Source organism: Bradyrhizobium sp. 613_E4_N2_2 (assembly GCF_052075995.1).
Classification (GTDB): Bacteria; Pseudomonadota; Alphaproteobacteria; order Rhizobiales; family Xanthobacteraceae; genus Bradyrhizobium; species Bradyrhizobium barranii.
Genome location: NZ_CP197234.1, coordinates 7,150,791 through 7,168,149 on the forward strand (window position 1 = coordinate 7,150,791; position 17,359 = coordinate 7,168,149).

At 64.9% G+C, this 17,359-nt stretch carries 16 protein-coding genes; 7 read left to right on the forward strand and 9 right to left on the reverse strand.

The genetic code is table 11. From position 1 onward, the window contains the following. Positions 1–334: 334 nt before the first annotated feature. From AB7290_RS33845 to AB7290_RS33855, 3 genes are all read left to right on the forward strand, one after another. A complete protein-coding gene (locus AB7290_RS33845; RefSeq protein WP_085402541.1) occupies positions 335–910 on the forward strand; it encodes a glycosyl transferase in 576 nt (191 codons plus the stop codon). Positions 911–976: 66 nt separating this feature from the next. Next, the gene (locus AB7290_RS33850; protein ID WP_085402540.1) at positions 977–1,954 is read left to right on the forward strand and encodes a bifunctional helix-turn-helix transcriptional regulator/GNAT family N-acetyltransferase; all 978 of its coding nucleotides are present in this window, start codon (positions 977–979) and stop codon (positions 1,952–1,954) included. Beyond that, positions 1,954–2,082 carry a hypothetical protein gene (locus tag AB7290_RS33855; protein WP_275552127.1) on the forward strand — a complete coding sequence of 43 codons (129 nt, stop codon included), beginning with the start codon at positions 1,954–1,956 and terminating at the stop codon, positions 2,080–2,082. Before AB7290_RS33850 ends, AB7290_RS33855 begins: the two co-directional genes overlap by 1 nt. A gap of 238 nt (positions 2,083–2,320) precedes the next feature. Here the strand turns inward: AB7290_RS33855 and moaB are convergent, their stop codons facing one another. After that, a complete protein-coding gene (gene moaB / locus AB7290_RS33860) occupies positions 2,321–2,884 on the reverse strand; it encodes a molybdenum cofactor biosynthesis protein B (protein ID WP_085402539.1) in 564 nt (187 codons plus the stop codon). 156 nt (positions 2,885–3,040) lie between these two features. Next, positions 3,041–3,976, reverse strand: a complete 936-nt coding sequence (gene ypfJ / locus AB7290_RS33865; RefSeq protein WP_063985124.1) for a KPN_02809 family neutral zinc metallopeptidase — start codon at positions 3,974–3,976, stop codon at positions 3,041–3,043. 401 nt (positions 3,977–4,377) lie between these two features. Between ypfJ and AB7290_RS33870 the strand changes: the two genes are divergently transcribed. Then, positions 4,378–5,508, forward strand: coding sequence for a site-specific DNA-methyltransferase (locus AB7290_RS33870; protein ID WP_071916153.1), 1,131 nt, complete (start codon positions 4,378–4,380; stop codon positions 5,506–5,508). 179 nt (positions 5,509–5,687) lie between these two features. Further along, positions 5,688–6,014 carry a hypothetical protein gene (locus tag AB7290_RS33875; protein WP_028158214.1) on the forward strand — a complete coding sequence of 109 codons (327 nt, stop codon included), beginning with the start codon at positions 5,688–5,690 and terminating at the stop codon, positions 6,012–6,014. A gap of 16 nt (positions 6,015–6,030) precedes the next feature. Here AB7290_RS33875 and AB7290_RS33880 read toward each other — a convergent pair whose 3' ends face one another. Further along, the gene (locus AB7290_RS33880; RefSeq protein ID WP_085402538.1) at positions 6,031–6,921 is read right to left on the reverse strand and encodes an SDR family NAD(P)-dependent oxidoreductase; all 891 of its coding nucleotides are present in this window, start codon (positions 6,919–6,921) and stop codon (positions 6,031–6,033) included. Positions 6,922–7,024: 103 nt separating this feature from the next. On the opposite strand from AB7290_RS33880, the gene AB7290_RS33885 reads away from it, so the two are divergent. Both AB7290_RS33885 and AB7290_RS33890 read left to right on the forward strand, forming a co-directional pair. Beyond that, positions 7,025–7,900 (forward strand): LysR family transcriptional regulator, encoded by an 876-nt coding sequence (locus AB7290_RS33885; protein ID WP_085402537.1) that lies wholly within the window; start codon positions 7,025–7,027, stop codon positions 7,898–7,900. Positions 7,901–8,061: 161 nt separating this feature from the next. Continuing rightward, positions 8,062–8,748 carry a glutathione S-transferase family protein gene (locus AB7290_RS33890; RefSeq protein ID WP_085402536.1) on the forward strand — a complete coding sequence of 229 codons (687 nt, stop codon included), beginning with the start codon at positions 8,062–8,064 and terminating at the stop codon, positions 8,746–8,748. A gap of 58 nt (positions 8,749–8,806) precedes the next feature. Here AB7290_RS33890 and AB7290_RS33895 read toward each other — a convergent pair whose 3' ends face one another. The 6 genes from AB7290_RS33895 to AB7290_RS33920 form a co-directional block, all read right to left on the reverse strand. After that, positions 8,807–10,816 (reverse strand): methyl-accepting chemotaxis protein, encoded by a 2,010-nt coding sequence (locus AB7290_RS33895; protein ID WP_071916158.1) that lies wholly within the window; start codon positions 10,814–10,816, stop codon positions 8,807–8,809. A 297-nt stretch (positions 10,817–11,113) separates the two neighbouring features. Then, positions 11,114–13,123, reverse strand: a complete 2,010-nt coding sequence (locus tag AB7290_RS33900) for a HAMP domain-containing methyl-accepting chemotaxis protein (protein WP_085402535.1) — start codon at positions 13,121–13,123, stop codon at positions 11,114–11,116. Positions 13,124–13,393: 270 nt separating this feature from the next. After that, positions 13,394–15,940 carry an HWE histidine kinase domain-containing protein gene (locus AB7290_RS33905; RefSeq protein ID WP_085402534.1) on the reverse strand — a complete coding sequence of 849 codons (2,547 nt, stop codon included), beginning with the start codon at positions 15,938–15,940 and terminating at the stop codon, positions 13,394–13,396. Then, on the reverse strand, positions 15,937–16,521 hold the full coding sequence (locus tag AB7290_RS33910; RefSeq protein WP_085402533.1) for a biliverdin-producing heme oxygenase: 585 nt from the start codon (positions 16,519–16,521) through the stop codon (positions 15,937–15,939). The genes AB7290_RS33905 and AB7290_RS33910 overlap by 4 nt, the downstream gene beginning before the upstream one ends. Before the next feature lie 131 nt (positions 16,522–16,652). Continuing rightward, a complete protein-coding gene (locus AB7290_RS33915; protein WP_085402532.1) occupies positions 16,653–16,820 on the reverse strand; it encodes a DUF1127 domain-containing protein in 168 nt (55 codons plus the stop codon). Positions 16,821–16,873: 53 nt separating this feature from the next. Next, entirely contained in the window at positions 16,874–17,317 is a 444-nt protein-coding gene (locus AB7290_RS33920; RefSeq protein WP_085402589.1) for a nuclear transport factor 2 family protein, read from the reverse strand. Between the last annotated feature and the right edge of the window lie 42 nt (positions 17,318–17,359).

A 17,359-nucleotide genomic window follows, 5' to 3' on the forward strand; every position in this document is an offset into this window, starting at 1 on the left:
GGACTATCTCACTTTGCGCGGCGAGCGTTGCACGTTTTTCCCGTCACAAGGTTTGTGTCAGACTGCCGGTGCAGCCTTGCGGAACGTGCCGTCCTCGCCCCGATCATATCGGCAGAGAAAGCCCCCGTTTGAAGCTCACGGAAACGACATTCGCGGAAACATTCGGCAACAGGGCCACCCCGCGCACGACATATTCGGCTGCGATAGACCGGCGGCGATCTACCATCGCATGCCGGAACACCGGCGAAAAGTTGCACTCGGCGACGCCGCGTGTTTATGACACATTCATAACAAGCTACGCTTCTCCCGAAGTGCAGACATCGAAGCCTCAATCATGCTGAGCGTCATCATACCGACCGAAGGCGTCGAGCAGACGGCGGTCGCAACCCTCGCCGCGCTGGTGCCCGGCGCCGCCGCGGGCGTCATCCGCGAAGTGCTGCTGGTCGACGGCACCCGCAACGGCGTCATCGAGCGCGTGGCGGACGTTGCAGGCTGCCGTTTCATCGGCTTCGAGGGATCCTCGCAGGGCGCCGCGCTTGCCGCCGGCGCGCTCCAGGCCCGTTCGCCCTGGCTGATGTTCCTCCCGGCCGGCGCCGTGCTGGAGACCGGCTGGATCGAGGAAACCACCCAGTTCATCCAGGCTGTCTCGACCAGCGGCAGGGATCGCGCGGCGGTGTTCCGCTACACACGGTCGCCTTATGCCGATACCGGGTTTCGCGACGTCCTCTGGGCCGTGGTGCGCAAACTGGTCGGCCCCCTCGGCGATCAGGGACTCTTGATCGCGCGCGATCATTACGACCGGATCGGCGGCTACCCGCCCCAGGCCCGCCGTTCCGAGGCGCGGCTGCTCCGGCGGCTCGGCCGCTCGTCCCGGACCATGCTGCGCAGCCGGATCGTCATGGTCGGCTGACGTCACCGATCTAATACTTGCCAAAGTCAAATAATTGTTTGACAATGGCAATTATCGAGGTGACCCATGCCATCTGCCCTTTCGTCATCCAGCCCGTCGCCATCCTGCCCCGCTTCGACCGAACAGGTCGCTGACGACCAGGTCCAGGCGGTTCGCGCCTTCAACCGCTTCTACACCCAGAAGCTCGGCGTGCTCGACCAGCAGCTCCTGAAGAGCCCGTTCTCGCTGAGCGAGGCGCGCGTGCTCTACGAGCTGGCCCATGGTGGCGAGCAGTCGGCCAAGGAGATCGGCATCGCGCTCGGGCTCGACGCCGGCTATCTCAGTCGCATCGTGCAGAACTTCGACGAGAGCGGCCTGATCGCGCGCAAGCCGCTTCCGAGCGACCGCCGGCAGGTTCAGTTGAGCCTGACCGCGAAGGGCCGCCAGGCGTTCGCCAGGCTCGAACGCTCGTCCCAGGACGACGTCGCCGCGATGCTGCGGCCGCTGCCGGATGAGGAGCGCAGCAAGCTCACCGGTGCGATGGAGACGATCGAGCGGCTGCTCGCTATGCCGCGGACGCCATCCCCGCGCGCGACCCTGCGCGAGCCCCGCCCGGGCGACATGGGCTGGGTGGTGCAGAGCCACGGCGCGCTCTACGCCAGCGAATACGGTTTCGACTCCGGCTTCGAGGCGCTGGTGGCCGAGATCGTCGCCAAATACATGACCTCCTACGATGCCTCGCGCGAGCGCTGCTGGATCGCCGACATCGAGGGCCGGCCGGTCGGCTCGGTATTTCTGGTCAAGGCCAGCGACGACGTCGCCAAGCTGCGCCTGTTGCTGCTCGATCCGGCCGCACGCGGACAGGGGCTAGGCCAACGGCTGGTCGCCGAATGCGTCTCCTTTGCCCGCGCCTGCGGCTATCGGCGGATGACGCTGTGGACGCAGAGCAATTTGGTCGCCGCGCGAAAAATCTATCAGGATGCCGGCTTCAAGCTGACCGCCACCGAGCCGCATCGCAGCTTTGGCCAGAACCTCACCGGCGAAACCTGGGAGCGCGATCTCTGATGCGGCGGCACGCGCTCATCACGGGAGAGCTCGTCGATCTCTACAAGCGCCGCGCACGACGGCTGCACGCGGAAGCGTGCCGGACTATGTGGCGCGTGGTGTGGGGCTCGCTGCGGCGGAAGAGCTAGTCGCTATCGCTGTCGCAGCGGGCGCGATGCGCATGATTGTGCCCTCGCCCCTTGCGGGAGAGGGCAGCGACGCCAGTAGATACGAACTCGCTTGGGTGAGGGGTATGTCTCCGAGCGGTCCGTGCGGATGGAGACCCCTCACCCGTCTCGCCGCTCCGCGGCGAGCCACCCTCTCCCACAAGGGGAGAAGGGAAGAGGTCCGCGCCTAGCTCAGCAAAGCAGCGTCAAAGCAACGCACTCACACCGTCGCGCCCTGCGCCTTTGCCCTTCGCAGATGCTCGTCCAGGCGCGGCATGATCTCGACGAAATTGCAGGGACGCGTGCGGTAGTCGAGCTGGGCCGCGAGGATGCCGTCCCAGCCGTCGCGACAGGCGCCGGGTGAGCCCGGCAGGCAGAAGATGTAGGTGGCGCCGGCGACGCCGGCGGTGGCGCGGCTCTGGATCGTCGACGTGCCGATCTTGGCGTGGCTGAGCATGTGGAAGGCGATCGAGAAGCCGTCCATGCGCTTCTCGAACAGTGGCTCGATCGCCTCCGGCGTGACGTCGCGTCCGGTAAAACCGGTGCCGCCGGTGGTGATGACGACGTCGATGCCGGCATCGGCAATCCAGCGGCGGACGACGGCGCGGATCGCCTCGACGTCGTCGGTGACGATCTCGCGCGCGGCGAGATGATGGCCCGCCGCGGTGAGGCGGTCGGCCAGCGTCTGGCCGGACTTGTCGTCGGCGAGCGCGCGCGTGTCAGAGACGGTGAGCACCGCGATGTTGAGCGGGATGAATTGTTTTGACTCGTCGATCGAGGCCATTGGTCCTTCCTCTCGTGTCCCGGACGCGATGCAGCGCGTCAGCGGTGCGTCGCAGAGCCGGGACCCAGAGCTGAGAGACCGGCATTGTGGGCCCCGGCTCTGCAGCGCACCGCTGAAGAAGCGCTGCGCTGCGTCTGGGGCACGAAGTCCTGGCGACTACGACCCGCTGCCGAACGTGTTGCAGGCCTGGACGGTCCCTTGCTGGTAGCCGGTCATGAACCACTGCTTGCGTTGCGCCGCCGAGCCGTGCGTGAAGGAATCGGGCACGACGCGTCCCGTGGCCTGGCGTTGCAGCGTGTCATCACCGATCGCGCTCGCCGTGGTCAACGCGGCGTCGATGTCGCCGGGCTCGAGGAAGTTCGGACGCTTTTTCGACTCGCGATTGACCCAGACGCCGGACAGGCAATCGGCCTGCAATTCGACCTTCACCTGGAGCGCATTGGCCTCGGCCTTGCTGCCGGCCTGCTGCTGCAGCCGCGTCACGCGCGGAATGATGCCGAGCAGGTTCTGGATGTGATGGCCGGCCTCATGCGCGATGATGTAGGCGGTGGTGAAGTTGCAGGCGGACTTGCCGGAGCAGCCGCGGAAGCGCGTCTCGACCTCGCGGAAGAAACTGGTGTCTAGGAAGATGGTACGATCCGGCGGACAGTAGAACGGCCCCATCGCCGACTCTGCCCGGCCGCAGCGGCCGCCATTGGTGACGTTGCGGAACAGCACGACCTTCGGACCGGTGTAGGACTGGCCGCTGGCCTGGAAGATTTCGCTCCAGCGGTCGTCGATCTCGCCGAGGATGCCGGAGATCATGCTGCCCATCTCGTCGGTCGGCGCGCCGCGCTTGGCGGAGGTCGACTGACGATCGGTCTGGTAGGAAGGCGCCTGGCCGCCGCCGGTGAGGATCTCGGCGCCGCCGATCAGGATGCGCGGATCGATGCCGAAGGCATAACCGACCAGGCCGAGCACGATGATGGTGCCGATGCCCAGACCGCCGCCGCCCATCGGCAGGCCGAACCCGCCTCCGCCGCCGCCCATGCCGCCACCGCCGTCGCGGCGATCCTCAATGTCGTCGCTGCGGCGGAAATCATCATAACGCATGGCGGGTTTCCCTCAGTCCTCAATTGGCGTCATTTGGGCGCATAAGCGCGAAAGCTCAACGCGCCACACACGTAAAATTTCCAATGCGTTAATCAATATCCCGCTCGGCAATTATTGCCTAGTGCGACAGCATGCCGATGCCAGCAATTTTTTCCGGGGTCGTGCAATTTTTTCCGAGAGAAATTTGGCGACCTGACTGCTCCCGCAACGCGAAGAAATACGAAATACACTGGAAAACACGACGAATGCGCAGAGCGAAACGCGCACAATGCGTGATGCGAGGGCTGCTCACCAAAGCGGCGGGTTAAGTCGATTTTTACTTTGCCGCTCCATTGTAACGGTCAGTCGGTTGTTTGGTCCCGCGTCGCCGACAGCGTCGCCTGAGTCAGAGTTCTTGAGTCATGGTAGTGTCGCGTCGCGGGGCGTCTGCAAGGGCGCCCCGCACAAATTTTGAGTCCGCTTCGCACAGCATCATCCTCGGTGATTGCGTCGCCGAGATGTCGAAGCTTCAGGCCGGTTCGGTCGACCTCGTGTTCGCCGATCCGCCCTACAATCTCCAGCTCAAGGGCGATCTGAAGCGCCCCGACGAATCCCATGTCGATGCCGTCAACGACGACTGGGACAAGTTCGATTCGTTCTCCGCCTATGACGATTTCACCCGCGCCTGGCTGCTTGCCGCCCGCCGCGCGATGAAGCCGTCGGCGACGATCTGGGTGATCGGCTCCTATCACAACATCTTCCGCGTCGGCGCGATCATGCAGGACCTCGGCTTCTGGCTCCTGAACGACATCGTCTGGCGCAAGTCGAACCCGATGCCGAATTTCCGCGGCCGCCGCTTCACCAACGCGCACGAGACCATGATCTGGGCCGCGCGCGACGAGAAGGCCAAGGGCTACACGTTCAACTACGAGGCACTGAAGGCCGCCAACGAGGACGTGCAGGCACGGTCCGATTGGCTGATCCCGCTCTGCACCGGCGAGGAGCGCCTCAAGGGCGCCGACGGCAAGAAAGTGCATCCGACGCAGAAGCCGGAAGGCCTGCTCGCGCGCGTGCTGCTGTCGTCGTCGAAACCCGGCGATCTCGTGATCGATCCCTTCAACGGCACCGGCACCACCGGCGCGGTCGCAAAACGTCTCGGCCGCTCCTATATCGGCTTCGAGCGCGACAAGACCTACGCGAAGGCCGCCGAAGCGCGCATCGCCGCGGTCGAGCCGCTGCCGGAGGAAAGCCTCGCTCCGTTCATGACCGCGCGCGAAGCGCCGCGGGTCGCGTTCTCCGAGCTGATCGAGCGCGGCATGATCATGCCCGGCACGAAGCTGTTCGACGCCAAGAAGAAGCTCGGCGCACTCGTGCGCGCCGACGGCGCCATCATGCTGGGCGACAAGGTCGGCTCGATCCACCGCATCGGCGCCGTGGCGCAAGGGGCGCAAGCCTGCAACGGCTGGACCTTCTGGCATGTCGAGACCAAGAAGGGTCTCAAGCTGATCGACGAGTTCCGCGCCGAGATCCGTGCGGGGATCGGGGCGGAGTAGTTTTCTCCGCGGTCCCGTAGGGTGGGCAAAGCGAAGCGTGCCCACCACCTTGGAATATGCCGCAAGCGACGCGGTGGGCACGGCGCTTCGCGCCTTTGCCCACCCTACGGCTCCTTGAATGCCGCCACAGCCAGGACTAGATTTCACCGATCAGCCCCGTCCTGACCGGTCCGGCTCCCATGCGACGACAGTCCGAGACATTGCTGCTGGTGCCGCTGCTGCCGATCTTCCTGCTCGGCATGTTTCCGATGTTCCTGATCGCCCTGCTCGGCTTTTTCGGCCTCGCCATCTTCGGCGTGCTGGTGGTCTGCGTCGGGCTGGCCAGCAGCAACGAGGCCCACGACAATTTCAATCACGACGTCATCGTGCACGGCTACGCGCGCGGATCGGAGCGCAAGGCGCGGGCCTCCAGCATGCACGCCGCAACGCGGCTCGCGATGCGGCTGGACGCTGTCGGCGCCGGGATGATCGTCATCGCCGTCGTCGGCCTGCTCTATTCCAGTTGAGCGTCGAGGCGCGGCCTCACGGCGCCAGACGGGCGATCAATCGATCGGAGGCATCCATGAGCGCCGTCGCATAGGATCGCTCCGCAGACGAAGGGCTCGGCAGGATCGCCTCAGCCTTGTTGTTGAGCATGACACCGCTGCGGCCGTTGAGATCAGGCGACACCAGGAGCGGCACCAGTCGCTCGGCATAGGCGTCCGGCTCGACCATCATGAAGCTGGTCAGCCAGTTGATCAGCGAGACGAGCGCACGCGACCCGAACAGATTGGCGCGAATATCGGTCTTCACGAAGCCGGGATTAAGGCCGAACACATCGACATCGGCAAAGCGCCTGGCGGCCTCGAGGACGAGCACTTCGTTGCCCGCCACGGTGTTCGAGTGGGCTGCGAACCGCTTGTAGCGCCGCTCCGAATTCAGATCGGCGACATCGGCCCTCTGCTCCGTCCCGGGGAATCCCATGACGAATATCCGAGACTTGAATGTGGCCGTGGCCCTGTCCCTTCCAAGACGAGAGGCGATCGCGTTCAGGATGACGAAGCGGCTCAGATAGCTGACGGCAAGATCGCGTTCGATGCCTTCCGCCGTCACCTCACGCCTGGGCCCCGCCATGATGCCGGTCGTGAAGACGACGATGTCGAGCGTCTCGGCGGGAAGCTCACGGCCGATCCGCCTGGCTTCTCGCATCAGGCTCAGATCGGCCTGCATGAATGCGATGCCCGGCACGTTCTGATCGCGGAACGTCTGGCCGACGACGAGGACACGCGCCCCCTTGGCCGCCAATTGGCGGCTGAACGCCCGGCCAATGCCGCCGGTGCCGCCGATCACCGCCACATTCAATCCAGCGAGCCTGAGGCCTTCGAGCGCTGGCGGATTCACCTTCAGGTTCTTGTCGAGTTCTACGCGTTTCATGGATGGCTTGCCCTGCAATGTCAGCAAAGGGCAGATAGACCTTCCACTCAATGGAATAAATGCCGTAAAATGGAACTGATTGATCCACTGATGGAATAATGAAATGGCGTTGTTGAACGATATGGCGCTGTTCGTGGAGGTCGCGAAGGCCCGCAGCTTCCGTCGCGCCGCCAAGACCCTCGACATGCCCAATTCGACGCTGTCGCGCCGGATCGATCTGTTGGAGAAGGAGATCGGGCTTCGCCTGTTGAACCGGACGACCCGCAAGATCGAATTGACCGAAGCCGGCCAGATCTACTTCGAGCGCTGCAAGCGCATCGTGGACGAGGCGCGCCTGGCGCATGAGCAACTGGACGGGATGCTGGCGCAGCCGAGCGGCATGCTCCGCGTCTCGCTGCCGGTGGATTTCGCGAACACCTACCTCGCACCGTTGATCGCCGAATTCGCGCGGCAATATCCCGACATCGATTTCGAATTCGACCTGACGCCGCGACGTGTCGATCTCGTATCGGAGCCGTTCGATCTGGCGATCCGCGTCGGAGAATCAGAGCCATCCCACATGATCGCGCGGCCGCTCGCCCGTATGCCGGGATATCTCTACGCCTCGCCGCGCTATCTCGAGACCAACGGCGAGCCGCATGAACCGGCGGACCTCACCCGTCATCAATGCTTGTGCATGACGAAGGTGAGTGCGTGGACGTTACACAGGGGCACGCAGATGGAGCAGACCGACGTCGGCGGCCGTTTTCGGCTCAACAACGTGGGACTGATCCGCCGCCTCGCAACGCTCGACACGGGCATCGCCTTTCTTCCGCAAGAGATCGTGGCCGACGAAGTGGCGGATGGCCGGCTGCGTCGCATCATGCCGCAATGGCAGGGCTCGCCCGTCACCGTCTACGCAGTCACCGAGACGCGCCTGCTGCCAGCCAAGACGCAGCGCTTCATTGAATTCCTGCGGGAACGGCTCAGCCGGACTTGAATCGTCATTACGGCGGCGATCGGCCTTTGTTACGCAGGCTGATCTGCGTACCGCGCAGACACCGCCCGGCAAACTCGCCGGTTGCTCTCCCCGGCCATGTTCAGGCACAGAAGGCCGCGACGCTGCATTCATTCTCTAAAAAGGGAATTGGGGAGACAAACATGCTCAAGTTCTATTTCAACGGTTCGCCGAACCCGACCAAGGTCGCGCTTTATCTGGAAGAGGCCGGCCTGGCGTTCGAGCCGGTCAAGATCGACACCCGCACGGGCGAGCAGTTCGCGCCGGACTATCTGAAGATCAATCCGAACGGCAAGGTGCCGGCGATCGACGACAACGGCACCATCGTGTTCGACTCGAACGCCATCCTGCTCTACCTCGCCGAGAAGACCGGCAAGTTCCTTCCCGCCGCCAACGTCCGCGGCGAGACGCTGTCATGGCTGATGTTCATTGCCACCGGCGTCGGGCCGTATTCGGGCCAGGCCGTGCACTTCAAGCATTTTGCGCCGAAGGACCAGAACCACGACTACGCCCATAACCGCTACCAGTACGAGACCGATCGCCACTACAAGATTCTCGACGGTCACCTTGAAGGCCGCTGCTACATGGTCGGCGACAGCTATTCGATCGTCGACATGGCGCTGTGGGGCTGGGCGCGGATGGTGCCGTTCAAGCTCGGCGACGATGCCTTTGCGCGCTATCCGAACGTGAAGCGGCTGGTGGACGAGATCTCGGCGCGGCCGGCGGCGGCGCGCGCGATCGCGCTGAAGGACAAGTTCACCTTCAAGGCCGAGATGGACGACGAGGCGCGCGCCAACATGTTCAAGCACATGACGACGAAGGTCGCCTGATCGCGCGACGCAGCTTTTGGAGGCCACGCGCATGCGCGTGGCCTTTTGCGTTTGCGGCTCAGGCGGCGTGGACCGAGCTCAGGAATTTTGCGACTTCCTGCTTCAGCCGATTGCTGTCTGAAGACAGCGAGCGCGCCGCCGAGAGCACCTGCGAGGAGGCCGAGCCGGTCTCGGAGGCTCCGCGCTGCACGTCGCCGATATTGGTCGATACGCGCTGCGTGCCGTGAGCGGCCTGCTGGACGTTGCGGGAGATTTCCTGTGTGGCAGCGCCCTGCTCTTCCACGGCCGCCGCAACCGTCGACGAGATCTCCGACAGCCGCTCGATGGTGCCGCTGATCTCCCGGATCGAGCCGACCGACTCCTCCGTCGCGGCCTGGATGCCGGAGACCTGCTGGGCGATCTCGCCCGTGGCCTTCGCGGTCTGCTCGGCCAGCGCCTTGACCTCGGAGGCGACCACGGCAAAGCCGCGACCGGCCTCGCCCGCACGCGCCGCCTCGATCGTCGCGTTCAGTGCCAGCAGATTGGTCTGGCCGGCAATCGTGCTGATCAGCTCGACCACGTCGCCGATACGGGCGGCGGCCTTGGACAGTTCACCGACCCGTTCGTTGGTCCGCGTTGCCTGACCCACAGCCTCGCTGGCGATGCGGGCGGATTCCTGCACCTGGCGGGCGATCTCCGAGACCGAGGAGGACAGTTCCTCGGTCGCCGAGGCAACGGCCTGCACATTGGCCGAGGCTTCCTGGGAGGCGCTGGCGACTTCCGTCGACAGATCCTGGGCGCGGCTGGCCGTCGTGGTCAGGGTGCCCGCGGAAGCCTCGAGCTCGTTTGATGCCGACGACACGGTGTCGACGATCTCGCCCACCGCTCGTTCGAACTGATTGGCCAGGTTTCGCATGTCGGCCTTGCGGCTCTCCGCCTGCCGCGCCTCGACCTCGACCTGCTCGTGGCGCAGGCGGTCGGTCTCGACCATGCTCTCCTTGAACACCTGGATCGCCTTGGCCATCTCGCCGATCTCGTCGCGATTTCCGCGGCCGGGGATCTCAACCTTGAGATCGCCACCGGCGAGGGCTCCCATCGCCCGGGTCATCGTGGTCAGCGGTCCGACGATGCTGCGCGCGATCAGGAAGGCGACGAGGCCGCCGAACAGGACCGCAAGGCCGCCGGCGACTTCCTGAATCCAGGTCGTGCTGGCAATGACGCCATCGGCGGCCGCGCGCGACTTCTGGTAGTCGGCCTTCAATCCGGTCTCCGCCACCTTGAGCCTGTCGACGCTATCGCTGATCAAGGGGGCGATCTCATTGCGGTAGATTTCATCGGCCTGGAGGATTGCGGCGGATGTCGTCTCGAAAGCCCCCTTGTAGGTCGAAAGTGAACTCTTGATCGGCCCGAACGCGGCCTTGACCTCGTCCGGGAGACCGGCCCCCTCAAGTGACTTGAGTGCTTGCTGCGCCCGATCGACATTGGTCCTGAAGGTCGCCGGCCCCTTCGCGTCCCGGACGGCGAGGAAGCGCCAGTTTGAGACACGAACAAGGAGGATCTTGGATTCGAGATCGGCGACGGGGGCGGTCACGCTGGTGTCGCCGGTTGCACCCGCGGCCTCGACCAGCTTGCCGGTGTTGGCGGTGAGCTCGTCGCCGCCGGCGAGCAAAGTGGCCTTGCCTTTCGTCGTCTCGTTGACGGCAGCGCCCATGCGCTCGCGCAGGGACTTCATCTTGTCGACGTCGCCGACGAGGCCATTGTAGATCTTGAGCCGCTCCTCGGAGACCGTCGACTTGGCCGCGGCCCTCAACAGCTCGGCCGTCGCCGCCTCCCGCTCCGCAGCCTCCTTGAAGGCCGGCTCGTTGGCGTCATAGATGTAACGCAGATTGGCACGCCGCAGCGCCTGGAGGTTGATCGAGATTTCCTGCACGCGGGCGGTGTTGTCCGAGAGCGCGGAGAGCCGCGCCATCTGGCCCTGGACGGCCCACAAATTCCAGACCGCAACCGCGGCCATGATCAAACCAACGACCACGAGAACCGAAAATCCGGCGTAGAGACGCCCCCGAATTCTCAAACGCAAGCTCGGCATCACTGTCCACCCATTGCAGCAGAAAAGCAGAAGCAGCCGACGACCTTGGCGCGATTGCAACGACTGATCATTGCAGCCACGCCTGCGAGAATCGCGCTGCGCTGCCGTACAATGCGGAACAATTGTTAATTGCGGCTGTATTTTACCGGTGTCGAATACGGAGAAGCCGACGAAGACACCACCGTATTCCGGACATCAAGCGGTGGCGCGCGCGAGCGATGTCCTCATCCCACCACGCCGCCATGGCAGGTCCACGCGCATGCGCGTGGACCTTTTGCTTTTGCGGGTCGGCGCCGATCAGGCAGCGTGGACCGAGTCCAGGAACTTCGCGACTTCCTGTTTCAGCCGGTTGCTGTCTGAAGACAGCGAGCGCGCCGCCGAGAGCACCTGCGAGGAGGCCGAGCCGGTCTCGGAGGCGCCGCGCTGGACGTCGCCGATATTGATCGAGACGCGCTGCGTGCCATGGGCGGCCTGCTGGACGTTGCGGGAGATGTCCTTCGTCGCCGCGCCCTGCTCTTCCACGGCGGCGGCCACCGCCGACGAGATTTCCGACAGCCGCTCGATCGTGCCGCTGATCTCCCGGATGGAGCCGACCGACTGCTCGGTCGCGGCCTGGATGCTCGAAATCTGCTGGCCGATCTCGCCGGTCGCCTTCGCGGTCTGCTCGGCCAGCGCCTTGACCTCGGAGGCGACCACCGCAAAGCCGCGGCCGGCCTCGCCGGCGCGCGCGGCCTCGATGGTGGCGTTCAGCGCCAGGAGGTTGGTCTGGCCGGCAATCGTGCTGATCAGCTCGACCACGTCGCCGATGCGGGCGGCCGCCTTGGACAGCTCGCCGACGCGCTCATTGGTCCTGCTTGCCTGCCCGACCGCCTCGTTGGCGATCCGGGCCGATTCCTGCACCTGGCGGGCGATCTCGGTGACCGAGGAGGACAGCTGCTCGGTCGCGGACGCCACCGCCTGCACATTGGCCGTGGCCTCCTGTGACGCCGACGCCACCTCGGTCGACAGATTCTGCGCGCGCGTCGCGGTCGTCGTCAGGGTGCCCGCCGACGCCTCCAACTCGTTCGATGCCGACGACACGGTGTCGACGATCTCGCCGACCGCCTGCTCGAACTGGTCGGCGAGCCGGACCATGTCGGCCTTGCGGCTCTCCGCCTGCCGCGCCTCGGTCTCGGTCTGCTCCGTGCGCAGCCGTTCGGTGTCGATCATGTTGGTCTTGAACACCTCGATCGCCTTGGCCATGTCGCCGATCTCGTCGGCCTTGCCGCGCCCGGGAATCCCGACCTCGAGATTGCCGCCGGCCAGCAGCCCCATCGCTCGCGTCATCGACGTCAGGGGACCGACGATGCTGCGGGCGATCAGGAAGGCGACGATCAATCCGAACAGGGTGGCAAGGCCGCCCGCGATCGCCTGCACGGTGGTCGTGCCGTCAATCACGGCTTCGGCCTGGCTGCGCGACTCCTTGTAGTCCTTCTTCAAGGCGGCTTCCGCGACCTTGAGCTTGGCGATGCTGTCGACGATGAGGGGCGCGAGGCTCTTGTGGTAGATCTCGTCGGCCTGCAGCATCGCGGCCGACGTCGTCTCGAACGCGGATTTGTAGATTCCGAGCGAGGTCTTCACCGGCGCGAGCGTCGTACGCAGTTCGGTCGCCTGCGGGCTCTTTTCGAGCGCCGAGAGGCGCTGCGACGCCCTGTCCACATTGGTTCTGAAGTTGGCGGGCCCCTTGCTGTCGCGCAGGGCCAGGAAACGCCAGTTCGCGATCTGGACGAGCAGGAGTCTGGATTCGAGGTCCGCAACGAGGGCCCCGGTGTCTTCGTCGACGGCTGCGCGCGCCACATCGACCAGCTTGCCCATCTTGACAGTCAGCTCGTCACCGCTCGGCAGCAGCGTCGCCTTGCCGGTCCGCGCCTCGTTGACGGCGTCGCCGAGATTGTCACGCAGGCTTCGCATTTTCGCGATGTCGGCGATCAGATCGTTGTAGAGCTTCCGCCGCTCCTCGGAGAGCGTTCCCTGCGCCCCGACCTTCAACAGCTCGGTCGCCGCGGTTTCACGCTCTGCGGCCTCCTTCATTGCGGGCTCGCTGGCGTCGTAGATGTAGCGCAGATTGGCGCGCTGGATCGCCTGAAGATGGGTCGAGACCTCCAGGACCCGCGCCGTGCTGTCCGAAAATGCCGAAGCCTTTGCGACCTGGTCCTGCACGGACCGCAAATTCCAGATGGCGACCACCGCCATCACGAGACCAACCGCCACCAAGGCCATGAAACCCGCGTACAGGCGTCCCCTGATCCGCAAACGAAAGTTCGGCATTCCCACTGTCCACCCAGGTGCATGTGAATTCGGGCGGACGAACGACCCCGGCAATCGTCACGGCCACCCCCGGCAGCCGCGAGTCGCTTTTCGGCACCCACGCTGCACCGCGGTACAATGAGGGACACTCGTTAATTGAACCTTCCGATTTTTCGCGCATGTGTGTGCCGGCCCGCACAGGACCTGCTGATTTTATCGGCAGTTGCGCAGGTTTCGGTGCAAAGCCCGCAGCCGCTTGCAGAGCGCTGCACGCGTCGCCGGGATGGATGTCTATAGAGCGACCGTCCCCTGCAATTTGCCGAGCGCGTTCTCGACGACTTCCAGCGTGTAGGGCTTCTGGACCACCGGCGCGAACGCCAGCTCTTCCGGGATCGGCGCGCGCTCGCCATAGCCGGTCGCGAACATGAAGGGCACGCCGATCTCCTTCAGCTTCTCGGCCACCTTGATGCTGCTCTCGTTGCCGAGGTTGAGATCGAGCAGCGCAAAGCCCGGACGCGTGCGCTCGATCGCGCGCAACGCCTGGTCGACGCTCGCCGCAGTGTCGACATGGCGGGCACCGAGATCGAGCAGGATGACTTCGGCCGCCATGGCGATGATCAGATTGTCCTCGACGATCAGCGCGGTCTCGGAAATTCGCGGACGGGCGGGTTGCTGCTCCTCGACGCGCATGGCGGCTCCTCCGATTGATGGCACCAGTTCGACAAAATTGGGCGGGATGATGAACTTGGCCTGCACCCCGAGCAGGTCGAACCGGATTTCGGCTTCGCCCTTAAGGTCGAAGGGGACGGAACGCTCGATGATGGTGGTCCCGAAGCCGCGGCGCGACGGCGGCTGCACCGGCGGCCCGCCGCTCTCCTTCCATTCGATGACAAGGCTGGAAGATGGATCGAGGCGCCACACCACCTCGACGCTGCCGGTGGAATCGGCCAGCGCGCCATATTTGGCGGAATTGGTCATCATCTCGTGCACGACCAGCGCCAGCGTCGCGAACGCCTTGGGATCGAGCGCGACGTCGGGCCCGCCCATCTTCACGCGGCCGGCGCGCGCGCCGAGATAGGCGCCGGCCTCGGACTCGACCAGCGAGCGCAGCGCAACCGGCGCCCAGTTCAAATTGGTGATCTGGTCGTGGGCGCGGGCCAAAGCCTGGATGCGGCCACCGAGCACGCCGGCAAACTCCTCAACCGAAGTTGCAGTGTCCTTGCTCTGCGCGACCAGCGCGCGGACAAGGCTCAAAATGTTGCGGACGCGGTGATTAAGCTCGGCGATCATCAACTCCTGCCGCTCCTGCGCGCCGCGACGCTCGCGGGCGGCAAGGTCGGACAGTTGCAGGATCACTTCGAGCAGCGTGACGCGCAGGCTCTCGGCGATGCGGATGTCGGCCGTGGACCAAGGTTTCGACTGGCCCGCCACCGTTTCCTGCCAGAGCTCAAAGCTCTTGCGCGGCGTCAGGCGCGGTCCGTTCGGTCCCTCGTCATAGACCTTGTCGGGCGCGCCGGCCCAGTTCACTGAGCGCACGACCTCGCGCCGGAAGAAGATCAGGCAATCGCGCGGAGTCCGCGAGATCGGAATGGCGAGAAATCCGGCTGCGCGGTCGCGAAAGGACTGCCCGGCAGCATAGACCTTGGCAATCTCGGCACTGGCGAAAATCCGTCCCGGCGAGGTCCGGTTGATGAAGGCGACCAGCTCCTTCACCTCGTCCTCGGTCGGCGTCTGGCCCTGAAGCGTGATCTTGTTGTCGGACCATACCGCCACGCCGTCGCAATCGATCATCCCGCGATAGTCGCCGAGGAAGTCGACGATCGCGCGCCGGCTGTGCTCGTGCGAGGCCGCGGTCTCGATCAACCGCTCCTGCACCTGGTGAGCGCGCATCTCATAGGCGACATTGCCCTCGCGCTCGCGCCCCTCCACGATCCAGGAGAACATCTGCCCGAACAGCTCGGACGCGGTGCGCTTCTCGAACGAGATGTAGCGCGGCGAATAATGATGGCAGGCGAACAGGCCCCACAGCTTGCCGTCGCGCAGGATCGACACCGACATCGAGGCCCCGACGCCCATGTTGCGCAAATATTCGATGTGAATCGGCGAGACCGAGCGCAGCACGCTCATGGAGAGATCGAGCAGCCCCGCATTGTGCGTTGCCGTCGAAAACAACGCGGCTGGTTTCGAATTGATATCGGCGATGATGCGCAGCCAGTTGCGCTGATAAAGGATGCGGGCCTGCTTGGGGATGTCGGAGGCCGGATAGTGCAGGCCGAGAAACCGTTCGAGGCCGGCTTCCGCAGCTTCAGCGATCACCTCGCCCGATCCGTCCGGATGAAATTGATAGACCATGACGCGGTCGAAGCCGGTCAGGACCTTGAGCTGGCGCGCCGCCTCGCGGGCGAGCTCGGTCATGCCGCGCGTCTTGCGGATTCGCTCCAGCATCAGGCGGACGAGCTCGCCGGAATTGACGCCGGGCTCGTTGACGCTGGGCTCTGCCTCGATGACCAGATAGGCGCCGGAGAAGTGGATGGAGAGATCGTAAGGCGGCTTGCCCGCCTGGAGCTCGACACCGAACAGGCGCTCGGTCGTATCCGGGCCGGTGAGATGATCGACGCGGCCGCGAATGGTCTCGACGGCGGCTTCCGAGATGACGCGCGACAGCGGCTGCTGCAGCAGGTCGGCGACGTCAGTCCCAAGAAAGCTGCCGACATTGTCGGAGGCCATGCAGATCGTGAAATCCGACAGCACCGTGAGCAGGAAGCCGAACGGCTGGACGCTGCCGGGAATGTGGATCGGCTCGCGATCGCAATTGGTGAGATTGACCGCCTCGTTCATGCGCGGTCCGCCGCCTGCTCGAAGGCCGCGAAAGCGACACGTGCCGATTCGATCGTCTCGTCCGCGTCGCAATCCTCTTCGTTTTGAAGCTGCGCCAGAAAGCTCTGCCAGAGCCGCTTGCCCGCGCCATGACTGAGATACGCGGTGGCCTCGCCGATGCGCGGATCGCCCGCATCCGCGACCGCCTTCAGCAGAAACTTTGCGCCGAGACGGGAGCCCTCCAGAACATACAACGTGCCGAGCATGCCACTGCGCGTCAGCGGCGGCACGGATACGGTGGATTGCGCGGCGCTGCCGAGCTGCCCGAGATCGGCCGCGATTGCGGCGCTACGCGCCCGCTCCAGCCAATCCGGAAACATCGTGGCGACGCCAGCCTGCACAAGCGCAGCTTCGAGCGGAAGAAGTGCGCCGGCGCTGGCTTGCAGGAAACGGCGGTAACCGGACAAGACCGTGAGGTCGAACGACGAAAGCTGCGCATCGAGCTCGCGGTGCGCATTCGCAGTCGCATCTCTCAATCGTTCGCGGAGTCCGGGAAAGCTGCGGCCCACCTGTGTTGAAACGTCCGAAACCCCAGCCAGCATGAATTTCCCAAACGCGTGCAATGCCGGGGGCGCGATTGCCCCCGAACCGAGCAAACGCCCGGCGGAACCCGAAGGTTCCGCCGGCTCCGATAAAATGGGAGGCAGGCGGCGGCTGGATCTCGTCCGTTCGTCTAACTCCGTCGCACCGGTCTCCTCAGTTCGTACGCGATCTCCGCCCAGGTCATGCCGCAGTCCTGAAGCTCCCGTTCGCTCATGGCGGCGAGCTGGTACCGGGCCTGGGACCGCTCGCGCCTGACAACGACGATCGCTATCAGCCTGCGCCAGATCGACACGACCATCGCCGAACGGGGCCGACGGCACCGGTCGGCGGACGAGATGGTCCTCAATCCGGTCAGCTCGCGGCCCTCACGGGCGTCTGCGGAAACGGACCAAGCGCCCTCTCGGTCAGGGTCGAGTCGCAATATTCCCGGATCTCCTTGATCTTCCCGTCCTCGAGGCGAAACACCAGGCAGTAGTCGTTGTCATAACGAACGCCCTCGGGCGTGACGTTGTCGCCCTTGGCTTCCACCACGACCACGTCGCCATCGGCGATGAAACGGTGAGCTACGGTGCGGGTCCGGTTGCGCAAGCGGGTGCGCACATAACCGTGCAGATCGTTGAGGATCGCCTCCTTGCCGGTGAAGGTGCGGGACCAGGAATACTGGCCGGTCACGACCCATCTGGCATCGTCGGCAAGGCTTGCGGTGAACAGGGCCCGGTCGCGTGCGGCCGGATCGGGGCTGGCGGCGGCGGCAAAGATATCCTGCATCAGTTTCTTGTTGGCGCTCGCGCTCATGGCGGCATCTCCGTTTGGTGGCAACACGGAGATCATCCCTGC

Coding starts and splice junctions, on each gene's coding strand:
- ypfJ (WP_063985124.1), bottom strand. CDS start 3,976: ATGCGTTATGATGATTTCCGCCGCAGCGACGACATTGAGGATCGCCGC.
- AB7290_RS33870 (WP_071916153.1), top strand. CDS start 4,378: ATGGTAGTGTCGCGTCGCGGGGCGTCTGCAAGGGCGCCCCGCACAAAT.
- AB7290_RS33900 (WP_085402535.1), bottom strand. CDS start 13,123: ATGCCGAACTTTCGTTTGCGGATCAGGGGACGCCTGTACGCGGGTTTC.
- moaB (WP_085402539.1), bottom strand. CDS start 2,884: ATGGCCTCGATCGACGAGTCAAAACAATTCATCCCGCTCAACATCGCG.
- AB7290_RS33885 (WP_085402537.1), top strand. CDS start 7,025: ATGGCGTTGTTGAACGATATGGCGCTGTTCGTGGAGGTCGCGAAGGCC.
- AB7290_RS33845 (WP_085402541.1), top strand. CDS start 335: ATGCTGAGCGTCATCATACCGACCGAAGGCGTCGAGCAGACGGCGGTC.
- AB7290_RS33890 (WP_085402536.1), top strand. CDS start 8,062: ATGCTCAAGTTCTATTTCAACGGTTCGCCGAACCCGACCAAGGTCGCG.
- AB7290_RS33850 (WP_085402540.1), top strand. CDS start 977: ATGCCATCTGCCCTTTCGTCATCCAGCCCGTCGCCATCCTGCCCCGCT.
- AB7290_RS33855 (WP_275552127.1), top strand. CDS start 1,954: ATGCGGCGGCACGCGCTCATCACGGGAGAGCTCGTCGATCTCTACAAG.
- AB7290_RS33905 (WP_085402534.1), bottom strand. CDS start 15,940: ATGAACGAGGCGGTCAATCTCACCAATTGCGATCGCGAGCCGATCCAC.
- AB7290_RS33910 (WP_085402533.1), bottom strand. CDS start 16,521: ATGCTGGCTGGGGTTTCGGACGTTTCAACACAGGTGGGCCGCAGCTTT.
- AB7290_RS33915 (WP_085402532.1), bottom strand. CDS start 16,820: ATGGTCGTGTCGATCTGGCGCAGGCTGATAGCGATCGTCGTTGTCAGG.
- AB7290_RS33895 (WP_071916158.1), bottom strand. CDS start 10,816: ATGCCGAGCTTGCGTTTGAGAATTCGGGGGCGTCTCTACGCCGGATTT.
- AB7290_RS33880 (WP_085402538.1), bottom strand. CDS start 6,921: ATGAAACGCGTAGAACTCGACAAGAACCTGAAGGTGAATCCGCCAGCG.
- AB7290_RS33875 (WP_028158214.1), top strand. CDS start 5,688: ATGCGACGACAGTCCGAGACATTGCTGCTGGTGCCGCTGCTGCCGATC.
- AB7290_RS33920 (WP_085402589.1), bottom strand. CDS start 17,317: ATGAGCGCGAGCGCCAACAAGAAACTGATGCAGGATATCTTTGCCGCC.